16 protein-coding genes are annotated in these 15,654 nt (G+C 73.6%); 10 read left to right on the plus strand and 6 right to left on the minus strand.

The annotated features are described in order from the left end of the window. The 4 genes from ACR9ZK_RS06060 to ACR9ZK_RS06075 all read left to right on the plus strand — a co-directional run bounded on the left by ACR9ZK_RS06060 (window position 1) and on the right by ACR9ZK_RS06075 (window position 2,997). Window positions 1–1,197 (plus strand): glycosyltransferase, encoded by a 1,197-nt coding sequence (locus ACR9ZK_RS06060; protein WP_481340990.1) that lies wholly within the window; start codon window positions 1–3, stop codon window positions 1,195–1,197. Beyond that, entirely contained in the window at window positions 1,194–1,955 is a 762-nt protein-coding gene (locus tag ACR9ZK_RS06065; RefSeq protein ID WP_481340991.1) for a hypothetical protein, read from the plus strand. Before ACR9ZK_RS06060 ends, ACR9ZK_RS06065 begins: the two co-directional genes overlap by 4 nt. Next, window positions 1,952–2,260 (plus strand): hypothetical protein, encoded by a 309-nt coding sequence (locus ACR9ZK_RS06070; RefSeq protein ID WP_481340992.1) that lies wholly within the window; start codon window positions 1,952–1,954, stop codon window positions 2,258–2,260. The genes ACR9ZK_RS06065 and ACR9ZK_RS06070 overlap by 4 nt, the downstream gene beginning before the upstream one ends. A 119-nt stretch (window positions 2,261–2,379) precedes the next feature. Beyond that, window positions 2,380–2,997: a hypothetical protein gene (locus ACR9ZK_RS06075; protein ID WP_481340993.1), complete on the plus strand. Its 618-nt coding sequence runs from the start codon at window positions 2,380–2,382 to the stop codon at window positions 2,995–2,997. Window positions 2,998–3,087: 90 nt separating this feature from the next. Here the strand turns inward: ACR9ZK_RS06075 and ACR9ZK_RS06080 are convergent, their stop codons facing one another. Then, window positions 3,088–4,116 (minus strand): MauE/DoxX family redox-associated membrane protein, encoded by a 1,029-nt coding sequence (locus ACR9ZK_RS06080; protein ID WP_481340994.1) that lies wholly within the window; start codon window positions 4,114–4,116, stop codon window positions 3,088–3,090. A gap of 176 nt (window positions 4,117–4,292) precedes the next feature. Between ACR9ZK_RS06080 and ACR9ZK_RS06085 the strand changes: the two genes are divergently transcribed. The 3 genes from ACR9ZK_RS06085 (at window position 4,293) to trpS (ending at window position 6,996) form a co-directional block, all read left to right on the plus strand. Further along, the gene (locus ACR9ZK_RS06085; protein ID WP_481340995.1) at window positions 4,293–5,102 is read left to right on the plus strand and encodes an exodeoxyribonuclease III; all 810 of its coding nucleotides are present in this window, start codon (window positions 4,293–4,295) and stop codon (window positions 5,100–5,102) included. Window positions 5,103–5,365: 263 nt separating this feature from the next. Next, window positions 5,366–5,896: a hypothetical protein gene (locus ACR9ZK_RS06090; RefSeq protein ID WP_481340996.1), complete on the plus strand. Its 531-nt coding sequence runs from the start codon at window positions 5,366–5,368 to the stop codon at window positions 5,894–5,896. A gap of 50 nt (window positions 5,897–5,946) precedes the next feature. Beyond that, complete coding sequence (gene trpS, locus ACR9ZK_RS06095; protein ID WP_481340997.1) at window positions 5,947–6,996, plus strand: tryptophan--tRNA ligase; 1,050 nt, start codon at window positions 5,947–5,949, stop codon at window positions 6,994–6,996. On the opposite strand, the gene ACR9ZK_RS06100 is transcribed toward trpS, so the two are convergent. Beyond that, on the minus strand, window positions 6,954–8,069 hold the full coding sequence (locus ACR9ZK_RS06100; RefSeq protein WP_481340998.1) for a glycosyltransferase family 4 protein: 1,116 nt from the start codon (window positions 8,067–8,069) through the stop codon (window positions 6,954–6,956). The two genes, trpS and ACR9ZK_RS06100, sit on opposite strands and share 43 nt — an antisense overlap. A 115-nt stretch (window positions 8,070–8,184) precedes the next feature. On the opposite strand from ACR9ZK_RS06100, the gene ACR9ZK_RS06105 reads away from it, so the two are divergent. Genes ACR9ZK_RS06105 through ACR9ZK_RS06115 form a run of 3 tightly spaced genes read left to right on the plus strand, consistent with a single transcriptional unit; the run spans window position 8,185 to window position 10,601 of the window. After that, window positions 8,185–8,715 (plus strand): 2'-5' RNA ligase family protein, encoded by a 531-nt coding sequence (locus ACR9ZK_RS06105; protein ID WP_481340999.1) that lies wholly within the window; start codon window positions 8,185–8,187, stop codon window positions 8,713–8,715. Between the two features lie 3 nt (window positions 8,716–8,718). Further along, a complete protein-coding gene (locus ACR9ZK_RS06110) occupies window positions 8,719–9,882 on the plus strand; it encodes a YihY/virulence factor BrkB family protein (RefSeq protein ID WP_481341000.1) in 1,164 nt (387 codons plus the stop codon). A gap of 44 nt (window positions 9,883–9,926) precedes the next feature. Then, complete coding sequence (locus tag ACR9ZK_RS06115) at window positions 9,927–10,601, plus strand: class I SAM-dependent methyltransferase (protein WP_481341001.1); 675 nt, start codon at window positions 9,927–9,929, stop codon at window positions 10,599–10,601. Between the two features lie 110 nt (window positions 10,602–10,711). Here the strand turns inward: ACR9ZK_RS06115 and ACR9ZK_RS06120 are convergent, their stop codons facing one another. The 4 genes from ACR9ZK_RS06120 to ACR9ZK_RS06135 form a co-directional block, all read right to left on the minus strand. After that, window positions 10,712–12,274 (minus strand): D-alanyl-D-alanine carboxypeptidase family protein, encoded by a 1,563-nt coding sequence (locus ACR9ZK_RS06120; RefSeq protein WP_481341002.1) that lies wholly within the window; start codon window positions 12,272–12,274, stop codon window positions 10,712–10,714. A 56-nt stretch (window positions 12,275–12,330) separates the two neighbouring features. Next, a complete protein-coding gene (locus ACR9ZK_RS06125) occupies window positions 12,331–13,074 on the minus strand; it encodes a succinate dehydrogenase/fumarate reductase iron-sulfur subunit (protein WP_481341005.1) in 744 nt (247 codons plus the stop codon). 11 nt (window positions 13,075–13,085) lie between these two features. Further along, window positions 13,086–15,104, minus strand: a complete 2,019-nt coding sequence (locus tag ACR9ZK_RS06130; RefSeq protein ID WP_481341003.1) for a fumarate reductase/succinate dehydrogenase flavoprotein subunit — start codon at window positions 15,102–15,104, stop codon at window positions 13,086–13,088. Between the two features lie 3 nt (window positions 15,105–15,107). Continuing rightward, window positions 15,108–15,654 (minus strand): succinate dehydrogenase/fumarate reductase transmembrane subunit (locus tag ACR9ZK_RS06135; RefSeq protein ID WP_481341004.1); only part of this gene is annotated, 547 nt, incomplete at its 5' end.

The following is a 15,654-nucleotide window of genomic DNA, read 5'->3' on the forward strand; positions in this document are numbered from 1 at the left end:
ATGGACCTCGTCGTCGCCTCCCTCGAGGCCTGGGACGCGGTGTGGCGTCGCAACCAGCACCTCGTCGCCGGGCTGCTGCGCGCCGACCCGGGTCTGCGGGTCCTGTTCGTCGAGCCGGCCACCGACCCGTTGCACGCCGCGCTCGGCGCCGCCCGGCCGCGCCGGGGCCGGGGGCTGCGTCGCGGTCCGCGGCTGCCCGGCGTCGGTCCCGACGCGCTGTGGCTGTTCGAGCCGACGAAGTGGCTGCCGCGACGGCTGGACGCGGGCGTCGACGACCGCTGGGCGCGCCAGGTCATCCGGGCCTCGCGCACCCTCGGCATGACGGCGCCGAACCTCTGGGTCAACGACCCGACCGGCGCGCTCCTCGTCGCCGCGACGCACTGGCCCGCCCTCTACGACGTCACCGACGACTGGACCCTCGCCGACCGCCCCGCGGCCCAGCTGGACCGGGTGCGCGCGCAGGAGCACGTGCTGCTCGAGCGCTGCGCCGAGGTCGTCGTGTGCTCCCCGGAGCTCGCCGCGAGCAAGGGCGCGGACCGCGCGGTGACGCTCGTGCCCAACGGCGTCGACACCGCCGCGTACCGCGCGAGCCACGAGCGACCGGGCGACCTGCCTCCCGCCCGCGTCGCCCTCTACGCGGGCACGCTGCACGCCGACCGTCTCGACGTCGACCTCTGCATCGACCTCTGCACCGCCCTCGAGGGGCTGGCCGGAGGGCCGGGCCGGCTCGCGCTCGTCGGGCCGGACGCGCTGGAGCACCGCGACACCGAGCGGCTGCGCGACGCCGGGGCCATCGTCCTCGGGGCACGCCGCAGCGCCGACGTGCCCGCCTACCTCCAGCACGCCGACGTGCTCGTCGTGCCGCACGTGGTGACGCCGTTCACCGACAGCCTCGACCCCATCAAGCTCTACGAGTACGCGGCCGCCGGGCGCCCCGTCGTCTCGACGCCGGTGGCCGGGTTCCGCGACAGCGAGGACCCTCTCGTGCGCTCCGCCGACGGCGCGGCCTTCATCCTCGCCGTCGCCGAGGTCCTCGCCGACAGCGGCGAGCTCGCCGCGGTCCCGGACTCCGGCGGGCCGTCGCGGGCGGCGTCCACCGGCTCCCCGGAACGGGACGAGATCGTCGCGAGGCTCGACTGGAGCGACCGCGTGGAGCGGATGCGGCTGGTCCTCGCCCGGCTCGGTGGTGCGTCGTGAACGCCGACTCGTTCGTCGTCCGCGCCCTCGGCCGGCGGGTCGCGGTGACCCTCGACCCGGCGCTGGCCGACGCCGCCCGCCGCGTCTGGCACCTGTGCCTCGACGACACCGACGGACCGCACGACGCCGACGTCGACCACCCCGCGCCGGCCTCCACGGAGGCCGACGCCGTCGCCTCCTCGCTGCAGGACCTCACCCAGCGCGTCACCCGGGCCGCCATCGGCGCAGCCGCGGGCCGGTCGCTGATGTTCCACGCCGGCGCGCTGTGCGACCCGCTCACCGGGGCCGCGCTCGTGTACGTCGCTCCGGGCGGCACCGGCAAGACCACGGCCACCCGCACGCTCGGACCCGGCCGCGGCTACATCACCGACGAGACCGTCGCGGTGCGACCGGACCTGACCATCGAGCCCTACTCGAAGCCACTGTCCGTCCGGCGCTCGGCGAGCTCGGCGCTCAAGGACGAGCGGGCCCCCGGCGACCTCGGCCTGGTCCCACCGGCCGTGACGCCCTGGCTCGCCGGGATCGTCGCCTTGCGCCGCGACCGACCCGCGGGCGCCGGCATCGAGGTCGAGGACGTGCCTCTCCTCGACGCGCTCGTGACCCTGGCGCCCGAGACGTCGTCGCTGGCGCGCCTCGGCCGGCCCCTTCGCCGGCTCGCCGACGCCGTCGAGGCCGCCGGTGGGCTGCGTGTCGTGCGCTACGCCGAGGCGTGCGACCTCGAACCCATCGTCGCCGAGGTGCTGGGGAGGACGCGATGAGCGGCCCGGGCAGCGGGCTGCGATGCGACGCAGCGGTCGGCGTCGGACCAATCGTCGACCTCCTGTCGACCGAGGAGGGCACCGTCGTCCTCGTCGGCGGCGACACCGGTCACCACGTCGTGCGGGTCTCCGAGCTCGGTCGCGTCGTCCTCGAGCTGCTCGCCGCCGGCCCCCTGACCGTGCGCGACGTCGCCGCACACCTCGTCGACCTGTTCGGCGCCCCGTCCGGCCAGGACCCGGTGGAGGCCACCCGACAGGCCCTCGACGACATGTCCGGAAGTGGCCTGGTTCGTCCCGAAACGTGAATCGGGCCCGGGCGCCGCCGTGCCCCACTTCTGCCCGAAACCGCAGGTCAGCGACCGTTTTGTCGCTAGAGTCGAGCCGTTCTCCGGGGGGAAGACACATCGAGTGGGGGGAAATCCGCATGTCCGAGAAACTGGGCGTCGACACGACGTCACCGAGCCGGCGCACGGTCGTCAAGGGGGCCGCCTGGGCGGTGCCCGCGATCGCCGTCGCATCGGCTGCTCCGACCGTGGCAGCGTCCGAGGGGCCGCTGTCGTTCACGGGCGGGGCCTGCAAGCTGCCCGGCAACGCCAACGACATCTTCAAGGGCTACGTCTTCGAGCTGCTGGCGCGCAACCTGCCGGGTCCGAACCCGAGCACCGGCGTCACCGTCGTCACCGACGTGCGCATCAACGGCGTGCCGGTCACCGGTTACCAGGTCTACGTCGCCGCCGGCACGTCGTGCACGTGCGGCACGTGCGCGCCGCCCGGCTCCACCGTCTGCAACACGTTCTGCACGCCCGACGGCACGAGCCAGCGGATCTTCGTGTACACGAACAGCCAGGCCAGCAGCAAGAACACGTCGTTCAGCCTGCAGTACCAGCGGTACGAGTGCAGCACCTGCGCCGCGATCGACCCGGCGCCCGTCCTCATCTCCAGCGGCACGCTGTCGACGCCGCCGGCGACCACGGGTGGCGGCTCGTGCAGCATCCAGGGTGCCGTTCCGGTGCCTGCGGGGCTCGACGCCAGCTGCGCCTGACGGGGAGGGCGGCGGCTCCGCCGACCCGCCCACACGGAGGGGTCCGACCCGCTGGGGTCGGGCCCCTCCGACTCGTCGTACCGGTCGGCGTCAGACGCCCGCCGGCCCGGCCGGGACGCTCACGTCGGTGGCCGCCGCGAGCTCGGCCCGGACGTCCTCGACGAAGGCCGGCACGGCGTCGCTGCCCGTGACCGGGCCACCGGCCAGGAGGCCGTCGGCGCCGAGGAGCACCGCCGTCGGAGTCGCGTGGAACCCGAGACTGACCGACACCCGGTTCGCGGGGTCGTGCACCGTCATCGGCTCGGCCGTGCTCGTCAGCGGCGAGTCGCCCGGGGCGGACACGAGGACGAGCCGGACCTCGACCGGGGCCAGCTGCTCGCGCCACCGCGGCGCGGCCTCGATGACGGGACCGCAGCTGCCGCAGACCTGCGAGACGAACAGGAGCAGCTGGGGCCGTGCGGCGCTGAGGGCCCGCAGGTCGGTCTCGGTGCCGTCGGCGAGCACGACCGTCACGGCGGGCGTCGGCGTGCGGACGTACTCGTCGAGGTCCTCGCGGTCCTCACCGCCACCGGTCCGATGCGCGGGCCCGGCCTCGCCGGTCCCGGAGCCGCCGCCGATGAGCCACGAGGTGACCCCGGCCGCGGCGGCCGCGAGCAGCCACCACCAGGGCGCCGTGCCGTCGGCGACCCGGCCGACGACCGAGGCCCCGCGCGCGGCGAGCGCGAGCGAGACGACGGCCAGGACGAGCAGCCACGCGTTGCGCGCGACCGTTCGGGGGGTGATGCGCCCGGGGGAGAGCTCCCCGAAGCAGGCGCAGTCGACGGGCACGTCGAACCCGAGCGCCCGCACGACGAGCAGGAGGTAGGCCGCGAAGAGCAGGACGGCCGCGAACGCCGCGGCCACGCCCCACCCGCCGCCCCCGCAGACGAGCAGGCCGGCGAGCGCGAGCTCGGCCCACGGAAGGCCCTTCACGACGACCCGGTGTGCGAGGGGTGCGGGCACCCTCAGGTCGCGGAAGGCCCCGGCCGACCGACCGGGGCTGCGCAGCTTGCCGACCGCGCTGACGACGAGGACGAGGGCGAGAGCGACGGGCGCGACGGCAAGGGCATCGGTCGGCACGACGCGAGTGTAGGCAGCGACGCGACCGCGCCGGACCCGTTCCCGCACATCCGCGCCGGCGGCCCGCGCGGGCGGGGGCCGTGCCGTCGGGGGCCCGCGCCGGCGGGGCCGGTGCCGTCGGTCCGCGTCGTGGCCCGCCTCGGTCGGTGTCGGCCGGTTCCGGCACAATCGGGGCCATGCGCGTCGTCACCGCCAACGTCAACGGCATTCGCGCGGCGGTGAGGCGCGGCGCCGTGCCCTGGCTCCTCGCCGCCGACCCCGACGTCGTGTGCCTCCAGGAGGTGCGCGCGAGTGATGCCGACCTCGCCAAGGTCCTCGCCGAGCTGGGCTGGGCGCACTGGTCGGTCGCGCACACCGAGGGGGCGGCCAAGGGCCGGGCCGGCGTCGCGGTCCTGACGCGTGAGCCGCACGTCGTCACCCGCGTCGGGGTCGACGAGACTTTCACCGACGCCGGCCGCTGGGTCGAGGCGGAGGTGGCCACCCCCTCGGGGCCGTTCACGGTGGCGTCGGTCTACGTCCACACCGGTGAGGCCGGCACCGAGCGCCAGGACGTCAAGTACGCCTTCCTCGACGCCATGACGAACCGCATGGCGCGGGCCTCGGCCGCCGACGAGCTCATGCTCGTCACCGGCGACCTCAACGTCGCCCACCGCGAGGCCGACCTGAAGAACTGGAAGGGCAACCTCGCCAAGGCGGGCTTCCTCGAGCAGGAGCGCGCGTATCTCGACCGCTGGCTCGGTGAGCACGGCTGGGTCGACGTCCACCGGGCCCACGCCGGGGAGGGCCCCGGGCCGTACACGTGGTGGTCGTGGCGCGGCAAGGCCTTCGACAACGATGCCGGTTGGCGCATCGACTACCAGCTGGCCACGCCGCGCCTCGCGGCCACCGCGACCGCGGCCTGGGTCGGGCGCGCGCCGACGTACGCCGAGCGGTGGAGCGACCACGCGCCCGTCGTCGTCGACTACGCCCTCGACGCGGCCCCCTGACCGCTGCCCGCGGCGCACCGAGGTCCCGACCGCTGCTCAAAGGCACGTGTCAGGGCAAAGTCCGCGAACGCCCCGACGGGTCACGCAGGGGGGCAAACTTCGCGAAACCGCCGCAACGCGGCCATTGCGCCCGTTACGCTCCGAACGGGACGTCGCGGGGCGCGGTGTCCCGTCGTGTCGACGAACCGGGGAGGGTGCAGGACGTGTTCGAGGGAAACGGTCACGCAGGCCGAGGGGACGCTTCAGGAGACGAGGCGCAGAAGGTGCTCCGACCGAGCCGTCGCACCGTCGTGCGCGGAGCGGCCTGGGCCACGCCGGTGGTCCTCGTGGCGGCCGCCGCCCCGACCGTCGCCGCATCGGTCACCGTGGCGCTGCGCCTGGCCGGCACCGGCTGCAAGCTGCCCGGCAACTCCAACGACCTGCTCAAGGGCTACGTCTTCGGCGTCCAGCTCATCAACAGCGGCACCGCGGCGGCCGACGTCACCCTGACCAGCCTGTCCATCGACGGTGACGACCTCGGGGTCGCCGGCTTCCTCATCCTCGACGCCGACACGTGCGCGCAGGTGGGCGGCCAGTTCCAGGTGCCGCCCAGCACGGTGAAGAGCCTCGCGCTGTACACGCGCGACTACACCAAGAGCCAGGCCGGCACCCTGACCCTCACCTACACCTACGACCCCGTCGGGCCGTTGCCGGCGGTCACGCCGCCGCCGATCACGGCCGCCGTCACGGGCAGCACGTGGAACGGTGGCTGCCGCCCGTTCCCCGACTACTCCTGCGGCATCCCCTCGGCCTGACGCGTCGGAGCGACCGCCCGGCGCGGCCGGGTTGGGGCGCTGCCGCGTCGATGGGCCAGAATGCACGCATGCCCTCGACGCCCCCGGCCCCGACGTCCACGCCCCGCAGCCTGTCCGGCATGCAGCCGACGAGCGACTCGCTGCACCTCGGCAACTACATCGGGGCGCTCGTCGAGTGGGTGCGTCTGCAGGAGACGCACGACGCGTTCTACTTCGTGGCCGACCTGCACGCGCTGACCGTCGCGCCCGACCCCGCCGTGCTGCGCGAGCGGACGCGCCTGACCGCGGCGCAGTTCATCGCGGGCGGCGTCGACCCGGAGCTGTCGGTGCTCTTCGTCCAGAGCCACGTCTACCAGCACACCGAGCTGGCGTGGGTGCTCTCCTGCCTCACGGGCTTCGGCGAGGCCAGCCGCATGACGCAGTTCAAGGACAAGTCGGCCAAGGGCACCAACACCAACGTCGGGCTGTTCACCTACCCGATCCTGCAGGCCGCCGACATCCTCGTCTACGACGCCGACGTCGTGCCGGTCGGCGAGGACCAGCGCCAGCACCTCGAGCTCTCGCGCGACCTCGCCGCGCGGTTCAACCAGCGTTTCGGTGACACCCTCGTCGTCCCCGAGCCGCACATCATGAAGGCCACCGCCAAGATCCAGGACCTGCAGGAGCCGACCGCCAAGATGAGCAAGTCGGCGGCCACGGACGCGGGCCTGGTCAGCCTGCTCGACGAGCCGGCCCGGATCGTCAAGAAGATCAAGTCGGCCGTCACCGACGCCGACCGCGACATCCGGTACGACGAGGAGACCAAGCCCGGCGTGTCGAACCTCCTGTCGATCCACGCGGCGCTGTCCGGCACGGCCATCGGCGACCTCGAGGCCACGTACGCCGGCCGGGGCTACGGGGACCTCAAGAAGGACGTCGCCGAGGTCGTCGTCGAGGCGGTGGCGCCGTTCCGTGAGCGCACGCTCGCGCTCATGGCCGACCGCGCCGAGCTCGACCGCATCCTCGCGGCCGGCGCCGAGCGCGCTGCCGAGGTCGCCGAGGCGACGGTGCGCCGCGTCTACGAGCGGGTCGGCTTCCTGCCGCGTCGCGGCCGGGCCTGACGCCCGAGCACGTCTCGCGCCACCGCCTCGACCGCGGCGGCGAGGTGCGCGGTCGTGAACGAGGCCGTGACGTGCGCCGGACCACCGGTCGCCCGGTGGTGCCACGACGTGTCGGCGAGGGCGGCGCGCAGTGCGCCGACGTCGCCGGCTGGTACGAGCCGCACGACCGATGCGTCGGCGTAGTCGGCGACGCCGCTGACGTCGCTGACGACGACGGGCGTGCCGGTGGCGAGGTTCTCGAGCAGCACCGTCTGGCCCGAGGACACCTCGGCCTCGCGGAGCGGGAGGACTAGGACCTCGGCACGCGCGTAGAGCTCGCGCAGCTCGGCGATGGGCACGTCGGCGCGGAAGCGGACGTCCGGACCGTGTGCGAGGCCGGCCATCACCGCGGCAGCCTGCTCGCGGTTCCACGGGTCGGTGACGACGGTGCAGGGCCGGCCGGGAGGGAGCGCACGCACGAGCGTCGGGTAGTCCTTGCCGGCGTTGGTCCCGACCGAGAGCACCCCGCCGTCGCGCTCGGCCCGGCCCGGGCGGAAGAACGCCGTGTCGACCCCGAGCGGCACGGCGCGCACCCGCCCCGCCGGGACGCCGAGCCGCCGGGCGAGCGGCTCGACCTGCGCGGAGGCGAACACGGTGAGGGCGTCGGCCCCGGCGAGCGCGAGACGCTGGACGCCTCCGCCCCAGCCGGGGCGTGAGGCGACGTCGAGCGCGGCCACCGTGAGCACGACGACCGGCCGACGCAGCAGCCCCGCACGGCGCAGCAGCAGGGCCGGCACGGCGGCCGCCTCGTGGGTCGCGACGACGACGTCGAGCCGGGCCTGGCCGCGCAGCAGCCACAGCGCCTGCGCGGCGCGCCACTCGAGGGCGCGGGGCAGACGAAGCACCCGGCGCCGACGCGTCAGGTGGCGCACGACGTTGCCGCGGGCCGACAGCTCGGCCATCCCGAAGAGCCGGTGCGAGGGGACGAGCCCGGCGGCGACGTCGCGGAACTCGTGACCCCAGTCGCTGACGAAGAGGGCCGCGACCCGCAACGGACGCGGTCCGGCGCCGTCCGGGGCAGGTGGGCCGGGCACGGGCCCAGCGTACGGTCGACCCCTGCCTCGCCCGGGCGGTCGGCGGTCTCCGGGCGCGCCGCGCCGTCGCGGCCCGGACGGGTGCGTCACCGGCGCATTCGGTACGGTCGGGGTCGTGACTGCTGCGCGCCCGACGACGATCGGCGTCTCGATCCCGATCCCGGCACCGCACGGCGAGTTCCTCCAGGCCCGCCGGGCGGCGTTCGGCGACCCGTCGGCGGCGAAGATCCCCGCGCACATCACGCTCCTGCCGCCGACGCCCGTCGACGGGGACGCCTACGCCGAGTTCCGTCAGCACTGCGCCGACGTCGCGCAGAAGCACGCACCGTTCGATGTGGTGCTGCGCGGCACCGGCACCTTCCGGCCGGTCTCCGACGTCGTGTTCATCCAGGTGGCGCGGGGCGTCTCCGCGTGCGAGGCGCTCGAGATGGACCTGCGCTCGGGACCCGTGTCGCGCCGCCTCGACTTCTACTACCACCCGCACGTGACCGTCGCCCACAACGTGCCCGAGGAGGCGCTCGACCGCGCCTTCGACGAGCTCGCCGGCTACGCCGTCCAGTTCACCGTGGCGTCCTACCACCTCTACGAACAGGGTACGGACGAGGTGTGGCGGCCCGTCCACACCTTCGACCTGTCAGGAGGCTGACCCGTGCCCGCGTGGCTGAAACGGTTCCTCGACCGGCTCCGGGCCACCCACGCCTACGCGTCCTGGCAGCGCTACAGCGGTGCCAACGGTGACCTCCTCGCCGCGGGCGTCGGCTACTTCGCGTTCTTCTCCGTCTTCCCGGCCGTCGCCCTCGCCTTCGCGATCTTCGGCTTCGTCCTGCGGGGGCGGCCCGACCTGCTCGCAGAGATCGCCGACGCGCTCAACCGGACCCTGCCGGGCATGGTCCGCACCGCCGGCAACCCCCGCGGCGTCATCAGCATCCAGCCCCCGTCGAGCCTGACGCTGACCGTCACCGGAGCCGTCTCCTTCGTGACGCTGCTGCTGGCCGGGCTGGGCTGGGTCGGGGCGCTGCGCACCGGGATCCGTGGTGTCTTCGGCTTCGAGGGGTCGGCCGAGAACGCCGTGCGCACCAAGGCCCGCGACCTGCTCGTCCTCGGCACCCTCGGCCTGGCCGTCGCGGTCTCGGCCGTCCTCACGAGCGCCGCCGGTGGGCTGGCCGAGCAGGTCGCCTCGTGGGTGGGCTTCTCGGGCAGCGGCGTCGTCGTGACCCTGGCCGGCGTGCTCGTCGGGCTCTGCTTCGACACGCTCATCATGGTCCTGCTCCTGCGGATCCTGTCCGGAGTGCCCCTGCCGTGGGCGTCCGTGCGCCAGGCCGCGATCATCGGCGCGTCGGTCCTCACCGTGCTCAAGCTGCTCGGCGGCTGGCTCATCGGCCGGGCCACGTCCAACCCGGTGCTGGGAGCCGTGGCCGTCGCCGTCGGCCTGCTGTTCTGGCTCAACCTCATCTCGCGCGTCGTGCTCCTGTCCGCCGCCTGGGCTGCCGGACGCGTCGACCTGACGGCCCTGGGCGACGACTCGGCCCGCACCGGGTTCGCCAGGGCGGTCCGGCCCCCGTTCGTCGCGCCGGTCATCGCGGGCAGCGACGTCCGGCTCGCGCCGTACGGCGGGACCGATCCCGGCAACCACAGGGCCGGCCCGTCCGACGCGTCGGGTCGGTCGGGCCGGTCGGGCCGGTCGATGGTGGGGGGATCGGCACCCTCGCGCGCGGTGGACCGGACCAGCGTCGCGGCCGGCTTCGTCCTCGGGGGGTTCACCGTGTTCGCCGCGACCGTGGCGCGTCGCCTGCGTAAGGTGGCCGGACGCTGACCCGCAGACCCGCGGGAGGCCTCACCCAGGGGAGAGGGACCGACGTGCAACCGCCGCAGCAGGACGTCTACGTCGACAACGCGCGTCTCGACGTCGCGCCCTTCGTCCCACCGCACGCCCGCGCCGTCCTCGACGTCGGCTGCGGTTCGGGCGGGTTCGGGGTGACCCTGCGCCGCGTGCTCGGACCGGAGGCGCGGGTCGTGGGCATCGAGGCCGTGCCCTCCCAGGCCGCGGCCGCGCGGGAGGGCCATGGCTTCGACGAGGTCGTCGAGGGCTACTTCCCGGACGCGCTCGACGGGCGACGGGAGCGCTACGACGCCGTCTTCTTCAACGACGTCCTCGAGCACCTCGTCGACCCCTGGTCGGTACTGCGGCAGGTGCCGCCCCTGCTCACCGAGTCCGGCGTGGTCGTCGCGGCGATCCCGAGCATCCGGTACGCCCCGGTCCTGTTCAAGCTGCTCCGCGGCCGTTGGGACTACGTCGACCAGGGCACGCTCGACCGCACCCACCTGCGCTTCTTCACGCGCGCGACGATGGTCGAGATGTTCGAGCACTGCGGGTACGACGTGCTGTCCTGCCGTGGCGCCAACACCATGGGCCGACGCTGGGCCGCGAGCGACCGTGCCCTCCTGCGGGCCGCGTCCCGGGTCGTGCCGCTGCCGTTCGGCGACATGGCGTACGTGCACTTCGTCGTCGTGGCCCGCCCCCGCCACCCCTGACCGCCGTGCTCGGGCGCGTCCGGGCCTCCCGCGGTCACGCGTGAGGCAGCGCCGGCTCAGCCCGGTGGTGCTCGGGGCGCGGCTGTCAGCCGGTCTGCGCGGGGCCGGTGTCAGCCGGCGGTGCGCCGGCGCCGGACGAGCAGGCCGACCGCGACGACGCCGGCCACGAGGAGCCCACCGACCGACGCGAGCACTGCGAGGGATCCCGGGTCGGCCGGTGTGGCGTGCGATGCCGCCACCGGAGCCGGGGTGCCGGTCGCGTCCTGGACCGACGCGCCGCCCGAGGTGGCCCCGGACGTCGCGGGCAGCGGCGTCAGGGCGGGGGCGGCCCGCGGCGGCGACGCCTCACCGGGCGAGACCAGCCGGCCCACCGGCCGGACGCGCCCGGCGTTCGCGAAGCCCCAGTCGAGCAGCGCGGCCGTCGGCTTCCACGACCCGGTGACGCTGCCCATCTGCGTCACGACGAGCGTCCGTCCGCCGCGCGTCGCAGCGCCGATGAAGGTGTGCTGGGCACGGTCCGTGCGACCGGGCTTGATGCCGATGGCGCCGGGGTAGTGCCGCAGGAGGTCGTTGATGTTGTAGACGTGGAACGGCGGCCACACCCTGCCGTGGGCGTCGCGGCCACCGGGGAACACGGCGTCGCGCCTGACCACCGCGGCCCGGAACGCGGGCAGCCGCATCGCCTCACGGGCGATGAGGGCGAGGTCGTAGGCGCTCGAGCGCTGGTCACCCTCGTCGAGGCCGCTCGGGTCGACGACGACCGTGTCGTAGGCGCCGACCTCACGGGCGCGGTCGTTCATGAGCGCGACCGTGCGCTCGTACCCGCCGGCGGCGTCCGCGAGGGCGTACACGGCGTCGTTGGCCGAGAACATCAGCATCGCGTCGAAGAGACTGGCGACGGGGTAGCGGTTGCCGGCGAGGATGCCGACCCGTGAGCCCGCCGCCTCCTGCGCGTCCTTCGACGCGACCACGACGCGGCGCGGGTCGAGCAGCGGCATCAACGTCAGTGCGGTCAGCGTCTTGAGCGTGCTGGCCGGACGCAGCCACGCGTGTGCGGCCTTGGCGGCCAGCACATCGCCGGTCGCGAGGTCGGCCACGACGTAGGACACGTCGTAGACGGCGGGCGGTGGCGGGGTTCCCGGTTCGTTGTCCACGACGACGCCGTCCTCGGCGAGACGGGGGCCGCCGACGACGGAGTCGGCCTCCCAGGGCGGGTGGGCGAACGGCGTGGGCTCGGTGTTCCGGCACACGACACGCGGGCGCGGGGGCGGCTTCGTGCCCGGTGAGGCGAGCGTCCCGGGCCGGTGGACCGACGAGGTCGCGGGAGTGGCGCGCGTCGCGGGAGTCGCCGGCACTGCGGTCGACGTGGAGGGCACGGAGGCGGGCTGACGTCCGGGGTCGGCAGGGTCGTCGGTCGGGAAGACCCGGGGCGTCAGGACGACGCCGGGTGGCACGACCGTCGGGGTCTGCCACGGGCGGCAGGTCACCGCGGCCCGAGGTGCGAGCTGGCCGGTCCCGGGGGCGGCGGCCGCGCCGCCCGCCGCGACGGCGAGCGGTGCCACGACCAGGGCGACGAGCGACGCCACGAGCGCGGCCACGACGACGCCGGCCGGAGCCGCGGCGGTGCGGCGGCGGTCCGGTCTGGTCCTGCTGGTCGGCCTCGAACGCGTCATGGCCGGGAAAGACTAACCCGCCCCAGGGGTCCGGGGCGGGTCGTCGGCCGGCGGGGTCAGCGACCGTGCGTCAGCGCGTGCCGCAGGTCGCGGTTGAGCTGGTTGATGACGTCCATCGGGATCTCCTTCGGGCACGCCAGCGAGCACTCGCCGATGTTCGTGCAGCCGCCGAAGCCCTCGTGGTCGTGCTGCTCGACCATGCTGACGACTCGGGCGTCGCGCTCGGGCTGACCCTGGGGGAGCTCGCCGAGGTGGGTGATCTTCGCGCCCATGAAGAGCATGCCCGACGCGTTCGGGCACGCTGCCACGCACGCACCGCAGCCGATGCAGGCCGCGGCCATGAACGCACGGTCGGCCTTCGGCTTGGGAACCGGCACCGAGTGGGCCTCCGGCGCCGAGCCGGTGTTGGCGCTGATGAACCCACCGGCCGCGATGATGCGGTCGAGGGCACCGCGGTCGACGACGAGGTCCTTGATGACCGGGAAGGCATCGGCACGCCACGGCTCGACGGTGATCTCGTCGCCGTCGGAGAAGCTGCGCATGTGCAGCTGGCACGTCGTCGTGACCTCGGGACCGTGTGCCCTACCCGAGATCATGAGGCCGCACATGCCGCAGATGCCCTCGCGACAGTCGGAGTCGAACGCGATCGGCTCCTCGCCGCGCGCGATGAGCTGCTCGTTGAGCACGTCGAGCATCTCGAGGAACGACATGTCGGGGGAGATGTCGGTGACCTGGTAGGTCACCATCTCACCCCGGGCGCCCGCGCTGGCCTGACGCCAGATCTTCAGGGTGAGGTTCATGCCGGTGTCGCTCACTTGTAGCTCCGCTGCTTCATCTCGATGGCTTCGTAGACCAGGTCTTCCTTGTGCAGGACCGGCGTGCCGCCGTCCCCGCCGAACTCCCACGCCGCGACGTAGGCGAACTGCTCGTCGTGGCGCAGCGCCTCGCCGTCCTCGGTCTGGCTCTCCGCGCGGAAGTGCCCGCCGCAGGACTCGCGGCGGTGGAGCGCGTCGATGCACATCAGCTCGCCCAGCTCGAGGAAGTCGGCGACCCGGCCGGCCTTCTCGAGGCTCTGGTTGAGGGTGTCGGCGGCGCCGAGCACCTTGACGTTGCGCCAGAACTCGTCGCGCAGGCCGCGGATGAGGTCGATGCCCTTGAGCAGCCCCTCCTCGGAGCGCTCCATGCCGCAGTACTCCCACATGATGGCGCCGAGCTCCTTGTGGAAGGAGTCGACGGAGCGGTCGCCGTTGATGGACAGCAGCTTGTGCACCCGGGCGTCGACGGCCGCCTTCGCCTCGACGACGGCGGGGTGGGCGTCGCCGAGCTTCTCGAAGGGTCCCTTGGCCAGGTAGTCGCGGATCGTGTGGGGCAGCACGAAGTAGCCGTCCGCGAGCCCCTGCATGAGCGCGGACGCTCCGAGCCGGTTGGCGCCGTGGTCGCTGAAGTTGGCCTCGCCGGCGACGAAGAGGCCGGGGATCGTGCTCTGCAGGTCGTAGTCGACCCACAGGCCACCCATCGTGTAGTGCACGGCGGGGTAGATGCGCATCGGCACCTCGTACGGGTTCTCGCCCGTGATCCGCTGGTACATGTCGAGGAGGTTGCCGTACTTCTCGGCGACGGCCTCGGCGCTCATGCGCTTGAGGGCGTCGGTGAAGTCGAGGTAGACGCCGCGCCGGAAGTCGCCGACCTTCGGCCCGACGCCGCGGCCCTCGTCGCAGACGTTCTTGGCCTGGCGGCTGGCGATGTCGCGCGGCACGAGGTTGCCGAAGGAGGGGTAGATCCGCTCGAGGTAGTAGTCGCGGTCCTCCTCCGGGATCTCGCGGGGGTCCTTCTCGCAGTCCTCGGCCCGCTTCGGCACCCAGATGCGGCCGTCGTTGCGCAGCGACTCCGACATCAGCGTCAGCTTGCTCTGGTGGTCGCCGGAGACGGGGATGCAGGTCGGGTGGATCTGCGTGTAGCACGGGTTGCCGAAGTAGGCGCCCTTGCGGTGGGCGCGCCACGTGGCCGTGACGTTGGAGCCCATCGCGTTCGTCGAGAGGTAGAAGACGTTGCCGTAGCCACCGCTGGCGAGGACGACGGCGTCGGCGAGGTGCGTCTCGACCTCGCCGGTGACGAGGTCGCGGGCGATGATGCCGCGGGCCCTGCCGTCGGCGACGATGACCTCGAGCATCTCGTGCCGGCTGTACATCGTCACCGTCCCGGCGGCGACCTGGCGCTCGAGGGCCTGGTAGGCGCCGATGAGCAGCTGCTGGCCCGTCTGGCCGCGTGCGTAGAAGGTGCGCGACACCTGCACACCGCCGAACGAGCGGTTGTCGAGCAGACCGCCGTACTCACGGGCGAAGGGGACGCCCTGCGCGACGCACTGGTCGATGATGTTCGCGCTGACCTCGGCGAGGCGGTAGACGTTCGACTCGCGGGAGCGGTAGTCGCCACCCTTGACCGTGTCGTAGAAGAGGCGGTACGTGGAGTCGCCGTCCTCCTTGTAGTTCTTGGCGGCGTTGATGCCGCCCTGCGCGGCGATCGAGTGGGCCCGGCGCGGGGAGTCCTGGTAGCAGAAGGACTTCACCTGGTAGCCGGCCTCACCGAGCGTCGCCGCGGCGGCCCCACCGGCGAGACCGGTACCGACGATGATGACGGAGAGCTTGCGTCGGTTCGCCGGGTTGACGAGCCCGGACTCGAACTTGCGGGTGTTCCAGCGGTCCTGGATCGGGCCCGAGGGGGCCTTCGTGTCACGGATCGGCTCGCCCTCGGTGTAGAGGCCGTGGACGACGCCGGAGTTGGGCGCGGTGGCGGTGGACGGACCGCCCGCGGTGGCAGTGGTGTCAGTCATCGGTCAGTTCCCCTTGACGATTCCGAACAGGATGGCGAGCGGCGGCAGGGCGAACCCGACGGAGGTGACGAGCGCGATGGTCATGGCGACCCGCTTGGCGCGCCTGCGGGCCCGGGCGCTGCCGGCCCAGCCCAGCGTCTGGGTGGCGCTCCAGACGCCGTGCCACAGGTGCATGCCCAGGGCGACGAGGGCGAGCAGGTAGATGAGCGCGACCCACCAGACCTGGAAGGAGCTGATGACGAGCCGGCCGGCGCTGTCGCCGACGGCCTCGTCACCGACGTTGAACTTGACGATCGTGAACTGCAGCAGGTGCCACACGAGGAAGAGCAGGATCGCGACCCCACCCCAGCGCATCGCCGTGCTCTTGACCGTCGCCTTCGCCGCGGCCTTGGCGACGTAACGCGTCGTCCGCGCCCCGTGAGCCCGGCTCCACAGGTAGAACGCGGCCCACACGTGTGCGCCGAGCGCGAGCACGAGGAGGGCGCGCAAGAGCCAGAGGAAACCACCGAACGGCAGGATCGGCGTGAACATGGTGCGCAGGTGGAGCGCG

This window comes from Monashia sp. HAY1-5C, from assembly GCF_056755255.1.

What these genes read in the sequence shown, in the direction of transcription:
- trpS (WP_481340997.1), top strand. Translation starts at nt 5,947, where the DNA reads ATGGGCCAGAATGCACGCATGCCCTCGACGCCCCCGGCCCCGACGTCC.
- ACR9ZK_RS06085 (WP_481340995.1), top strand. Translation starts at nt 4,293, where the DNA reads ATGCGCGTCGTCACCGCCAACGTCAACGGCATTCGCGCGGCGGTGAGG.
- ACR9ZK_RS06120 (WP_481341002.1), bottom strand. Translation starts at nt 12,274, where the DNA reads ATGACGCGTTCGAGGCCGACCAGCAGGACCAGACCGGACCGCCGCCGC.
- ACR9ZK_RS06075 (WP_481340993.1), top strand. Translation starts at nt 2,380, where the DNA reads ATGTCCGAGAAACTGGGCGTCGACACGACGTCACCGAGCCGGCGCACG.
- ACR9ZK_RS06060 (WP_481340990.1), top strand. Translation starts at nt 1, where the DNA reads ATGGACCTCGTCGTCGCCTCCCTCGAGGCCTGGGACGCGGTGTGGCGT.
- ACR9ZK_RS06070 (WP_481340992.1), top strand. Translation starts at nt 1,952, where the DNA reads ATGAGCGGCCCGGGCAGCGGGCTGCGATGCGACGCAGCGGTCGGCGTC.
- ACR9ZK_RS06125 (WP_481341005.1), bottom strand. Translation starts at nt 13,074, where the DNA reads ATGAACCTCACCCTGAAGATCTGGCGTCAGGCCAGCGCGGGCGCCCGG.
- ACR9ZK_RS06130 (WP_481341003.1), bottom strand. Translation starts at nt 15,104, where the DNA reads ATGACTGACACCACTGCCACCGCGGGCGGTCCGTCCACCGCCACCGCG.